This is a genomic window from Paenibacillus zanthoxyli JH29, from assembly GCF_000520715.1.
In the GTDB taxonomy this organism is placed as follows: Bacteria; Bacillota; Bacilli; order Paenibacillales; family Paenibacillaceae; genus Paenibacillus_AQ; species Paenibacillus_AQ zanthoxyli.
Genome location: NZ_ASSD01000577.1, coordinates 1 through 5562, shown reverse-complemented (window position 1 = coordinate 5562; position 5562 = coordinate 1). Strand labels below are relative to the sequence as shown.

The following is a 5562-nucleotide window of genomic DNA, read 5'->3' as shown; positions in this document are numbered from 1 at the left end:
CGCCGTGTCGGCTGTTGCCGGGGAAGTGAACCCAGGCCCGCACCGTGCAGCCGAAAAGGCTGTTCAGGACGCAGGACTGAATGATCGCATCTCCGTCCGCCGGGGGGACGGGCTGGAGGTGCTTCAGCCGGAAGAGGCCGACTGCATTACGATTGCGGGCATGGGCGGCGCTTTGATTGCCTCAATTCTGAACAGGGGCAAGATGGAAGGTAAACTGGCGTCTGTCCGCACTTTGGTGCTGCAGCCCAATGTCGGAGAGGATATTCTTCGCCGCTGGCTGCTGGATAACAGTTGGGTGTTGACGGCGGAAGCTCTTCTTGAAGAAGACGGCAAACGGTATGAAGTTCTCACGGCCGTGCCGGAAGATGCGGCAGCGGGGTTAACCAACGAAAGCCTATACACCGCAGCGGCAAGGGCGGACGGGGAGCCTACGTACAGCATGGAGACGCTGCTGCATATGGGCCCTTGGCTGATCCGGCAGAGAGGCCCGGTCTTCGCTGCTAAGTGGCAGGATGAAATATCCAAGCTGGAGCGTATTTTGGAGTCGCTCTCCAGGTCAGAGCTTGAATCTGCCGAAAGCAAACAGACGGAGATAAGAGCGCGAATCAGAGAGATCACGGAGGTGCTGGCATGCTTGCCAAAGGACAAACCGTAATTCAATATATGGAGCAGCTTGCTCCAAAGCATGTGGCGGAGGAAGGCGACAAAATTGGTCTTCAGCTCGGCAGCCTGCATAAAGAAATTACAGGCGTTCTCGTTGCGCTCGATGTGAACGACGAGGTGGTGGACGAGGCGATATCCTGCGGCTGCAATTTGATCATTGCCCATCACGCAATTATTTTTCGGCCGATCCAGCAGCTGCAGACCGACACGCCCATGGGACGGCTCTACGAGAAGCTGATCAAGAACGATATCGCCGTCTACATCAGCCATACGAACCTGGATATAACCGAGGGCGGCATGAACGACTGGATGGCCGAGGCGCTCGGCATCGAGAATGCCGCTCCGCTCAAGGATAGTCATACGGAACAACTGTCCAAGCTCGTCGTCTTCGTACCGAAGGATCATCACCAGAAGGTGCTGGATGCTGTCCTGAACGCCGGAGCGGGCTGGATCGGCAATTACAGCCACTGCAGCTTCAATATCGAGGGCTACGGCACGTTTATGCCCCGCGAAGGCACCGACCCGTACATTGGCGGGCAGGGCAAAATGGAGCGGACAGAGGAAATCCGCATCGAGACGATTGTCCCGCTTGGCATCCGGGGCAAGGTCATTCAGGCGATGCTTAAAGCCCATCCATACGAGGAGGTCGCCTATGACCTCTATTCCATGGATCTCAAGGGCCGCAGCTTTGGGCTGGGCCGGGTAGGCAAGCTGAAAGAGCCGACAACGCTGGGGCAGTTCGTGGAAACCGTGAAAACCGGCCTGAACGTGGAGAAAGTACGCGTGGTAGGAGACCTGGACCGGCCTGTCCGCAAAGCCGCCGTGCTTGGCGGATCGGGCGGGAAATTCCTTGGCAGCGCGGTCTTCCGCGGCGCCGATGTGCTCGTCACGGGCGATATCGACTACCATACGGCGCAGGATGCGTTGATGGCAGGCGTCGCGCTGATCGATCCCGGGCATAATGCCGAGAAGATTATGAAAGAAAAGGTGGCCGAGTGGATCAAGGATAAGCTGACAGAGCATAAATATGAAACGCCGGTTTACGCTTCCGAAGTGAATACGGAGCCGTTCCGGTTTGTATGATGGACTCATAAAGGCCGTGGATCTCTACATCAGTAGAAATGCACGGCCTTTTTAATGCTCACCCAAAATCAAAGAAAAATTTCGATTCGATGTGCGCATTTAAATCTTTTTGATACCTCACGGTGTATATACTGTTGTCAGAAAAAAGGAGGGAGAGGAGATTGCTGGATGACAAGCAGTTGATTGAGGAATTTCGAAAAGGGAGCGAATCGGCCATTGAACTGTTGATTAAACGCCATTACGACAAAGTGTTCGCCTATATCTACCGCAGCACCTGGGATTACCATATCGCCTGCGATCTATCGCAGACTGTGTTCGAGCGGACGGTGACGGGGCTAGGCGGCTACCGGAGCGAGCGGGGAGCGTTCTTGTCCTGGCTGTTAACGATCGCGGTTAATACGTGCCGGAATTATTTCCGCAGCAGCGCCTTTCGGACAACGAGGCGGCAGGTTGCACTGGATGAGACAATGAGCGCGGACTTCAATGTCGTTTCACTGCTTGAACGAAAAGAGGAGCAGGCGATCATCCGGAATGCCCTGCAAGAGCTTCCTGCCCTTCAGAGGGAAGTGATTATTTTGCGGATCTATCACGAGCTGGCCTTTAAAGAAATCGCCGAAGTGACAGGAAGCGGTGAATCCACGGTCAAGTCACGGTATCGCCAAGGGCTGTCCAAATTGAAAAAAAGACTGGAGAGGAGTGAACGGGATGCAGCGCAAGAGGAACATGGAGAAAGGGAAAACAATCATTTTGCATAGGAGCGGGACAGCGGACGGCGGCCGGGTTGAAAATGACGATCCTGAGGCCCATGTGGGAGAGGGCCTTGTGCCGGAGGAAAATGATGCCTCATTCTATGGTGTAATAGCCCGCCTCCAAGGACACCAGATTCCTGCGCCAACTGAAAGGGATATTGGAATAGCTGTGGAAGAAGCAATACGTGCCGTAAGAAAGCGAGACGCGGCAGTACAGGCCAGGGCGCCCTTTTGGAACCGGACGGCTGAGCTGCTCCGAGTATCCTTTCGCTATGCGGATTGGACCACGATGGTGTACAGTCTGATGATCTACGCGTCGGCTTACTATGCAGTATCTCTTGGCGCTACCACTGTTCCTTCATACATATTGTTATTTGCGCTATCGCCTGTTCCGACACTGCTCGGTATCCGGGGTTTTATCCGCAGCCGCCTGAACGGACTTGAGGAGCTGGAGCTTAGCTGCAAAATCAGCCTTCCGCAGATGCAGGCGGTCAAGCTGTTTTTGTATAGTGTATTCAATTTTGCCCTTAATACGGGGTTCGCGCTCATGCTGCTTCGGACCGATTCGGAATTGTCGCTGCAGAGGATGTTTCTGTATTGGTGCGTCCCTTTTCTGTTCTCATCGGCCGGGGGACTCGCTGTGGCTGTCTATTCAAAAAGCGTATACAGCTACTATGCGTTATGCGGAGCTTGGGTCGCCGCTATGTTGTGCATTGTCTCCACGCCTGGCATGGCTGAACGGGTGCTTGAACTGGGAACACGGGTTTACGGGCTGACATCAGCCGGATTGTTCTTGGTTATGATCGTTCTCAGCGCAGCCGCATTCGGCAGGAAAGGAAGGATTAGGGTTGAATCTCAGCATTGACAGTATAGTCAAACGATACCGCCGCGCCACGGCGCTGGATTCGGTAACGCTGGAACTGGAGGAAGGCCTCTATGGGCTGCTCGGTCCGAACGGATCGGGAAAGACGACTTTACTCCGTATCGTAGCGGATGTCCTGCGGCCGACTTCGGGTGAAGTCCGCTTGAACGGCGTGGATAAAGACCGGCTTGGCGGGCAGTATCGGGAAGTTATTGGGTATTTGCCGCAGGAATTTGGGCTTTACAAGGAATTTACGGTCATCGATTTTATGATGTACATAGCCGCTTTAAAAGGAATCGACCGCCGCTTAGCCGCGGAACGGTCCCATATGCTCCTGGAACAGGTAGGACTTGGAGGGATGGAGAAAAAGTCCTGTGGCAAGCTCTCGGGTGGCATGAAACGACGGCTGGGCATTGCGCAGGCACTGCTTAACGATCCGAAGCTGCTCATTCTGGATGAGCCGACCGCAGGACTTGATCCGGAGGAACGGATGCGATTCCGCAAACTGATTTCGGACTTATCCGGGCAAAAAATCGTACTGCTCTCTACGCACATCGTATCCGACATCGAAATGATCGCGGGTGAACTGATTCTCATCGAGAACGGCAGGCTGATCGGATCAGGAACGCCGGAAGAACTGCTCGAGGAGTTGAGGGGGCAGGTGTGGACCGCAAAAGTGACGGAAGAGGAATACGGAGCTTTTGAGTCTGCGCTCTTGAAGAAGGATGCATCGTCGCATCTACCGGCTCGAATCGTGAACGTAACGCGAAAAGGAAGCGGAGTCGAAGCCCGTATTTTGGCAGAGGAACAGCCACTACCCGGCGCCCGGCCGGATGAGCCGGGACTGGAGGACCTTTATCTTCATTACTTTAAGTCAAAGTACGAGGGGAGAGGGGGAAATTAACGAATGGATATTTTGAAATTCGAACTTAAAAAGCTATTCCTTAACCGCGTTAATCTCGTGGCGATCGGAATCTTATTCGCTGTAACATTCGTCATTAATTTGAATTCAACGCTTGATTTGTATAAGAAAGTGGGCGGCGAAGCGCGGCTGTTCGAGATTTACCGGCCTTACGAGGGCGCCATTAACGAAGCTGCAGCGGCTGAAGCGAAGGTGATGGCCGATCGAATGGATGAAGACCCGAGCTTCGCGGATAGCGTCGATCCTGCTAAGCAAAATTTCTATTACCGCTATAATTATACCGCTATGTATTTCAACTTGTACACTTTTGGCAGATCCTCGAAGGATACCCACCTGGCAGAGGACCCGGAGCATCCGCGGAGCCTGCGGGGCATTCAGGTCAAAATGCAGTCTCTTGCCGAAAAGGGAGAACAGGACACCTACAAATACCGCTCGCTGGTGAACCAGCAGGCTCGAATGGCGGCCGTCGGGAAGCCGGGCTTTTACTATAACAACGACTGGTGGGGCTTGTTTTCTTACCTCAATGGTGGCGGAAGCTTTTCATTTCTGGCCGTCCTCGTTCCCTTGGCTCTCGCTTCTGTGTTCTCCCGGGAATATGCGAGCGGCATGGACTCGGTTATCTTCAGCAGCAGGCATGGGCGGAAAAAGCTGGGACGCGGAAAAATGCTGGCCGCCGCCATTTATATCGTGACGGTCGTTCTGATTTATAACGGGTTGCAGCTGGTGGCCTTTATTGGCGCAGGAACCGTCCGGGGCTGGGATAAGCCTCTGAACTCGATTTGGTCGTTTGTTTTTACGCCGTTTGCGTTGAACAATCTGCAGTTTTATGTGCTTCAGCTCGGCATGCAGCTCTTCGGATACCTGGCGATCGGACTGTTTACGCTCTATCTATCCTCGCGAACGGCCCATGCGCTGTACGCATTTTTCGGAGGAATGCTGTTCGCCTTTTACCCGAGCATCATCGGAATGCTTACCGATAAAAAAGAATGGCTGCGGCCGCTCGTGGAGCTAAGCGCGGGACGTATGGCTAAGGCTTACCAGGCTATCATTTTTTAATTCTGACTTCAATTGGTTCGGAAGGCCTGTTCCGGCGCTGCCGCTGCTCGCGGCGGCTATCCTGCTGATGTGCATTGCTGCCTATTTGCTCGCGGTGAGACAGTTTACCAGGAGGGAGGCCGCCGGATAAGGCGGACTGGAACGCGGTTGGTTGACCTAAAGGAGTTGCCGGATAACAGGGATTTCCACCGAAAAAAGGGAATAATTACACTTGTTTCGGGGCAGCG

The 5562-nt window shown here is 53.9% G+C and carries 6 protein-coding genes; all 6 read left to right on the top strand.

The window, feature by feature from the left end; all coding sequences use genetic code 11:
* On the top strand, positions 1 to 655 hold a 655-nt coding region (locus L691_RS0122435), incomplete at its 5' end, for a tRNA (adenine(22)-N(1))-methyltransferase (RefSeq protein ID WP_025692542.1).
* Positions 631 to 1746: a Nif3-like dinuclear metal center hexameric protein gene (locus tag L691_RS0122430; protein WP_025692541.1), complete on the top strand. Its 1116-nt coding sequence runs from the start codon at positions 631 to 633 to the stop codon at positions 1744 to 1746. The genes L691_RS0122435 and L691_RS0122430, both read left to right, overlap by 25 nt.
* Before the next feature lie 161 nt (positions 1747 to 1907).
* Complete coding sequence (locus L691_RS0122425; protein WP_025692540.1) at positions 1908 to 2501, top strand: RNA polymerase sigma factor; 594 nt, start codon at positions 1908 to 1910, stop codon at positions 2499 to 2501.
* Positions 2452 to 3360 (top strand): hypothetical protein, encoded by a 909-nt coding sequence (locus L691_RS0122420; RefSeq protein WP_025692539.1) that lies wholly within the window; start codon positions 2452 to 2454, stop codon positions 3358 to 3360. Before L691_RS0122425 ends, L691_RS0122420 begins: the two co-directional genes overlap by 50 nt.
* A complete protein-coding gene (locus L691_RS0122415) occupies positions 3344 to 4261 on the top strand; it encodes an ABC transporter ATP-binding protein (RefSeq protein ID WP_025692538.1) in 918 nt (305 codons plus the stop codon). Before L691_RS0122420 ends, L691_RS0122415 begins: the two co-directional genes overlap by 17 nt.
* A 3-nt stretch (positions 4262 to 4264) precedes the next feature.
* Positions 4265 to 5335, top strand: coding sequence for an ABC transporter permease (locus tag L691_RS0122410; RefSeq protein ID WP_025692537.1), 1071 nt, complete (start codon positions 4265 to 4267; stop codon positions 5333 to 5335).
* Positions 5336 to 5562: the final 227 nt, after the last annotated feature.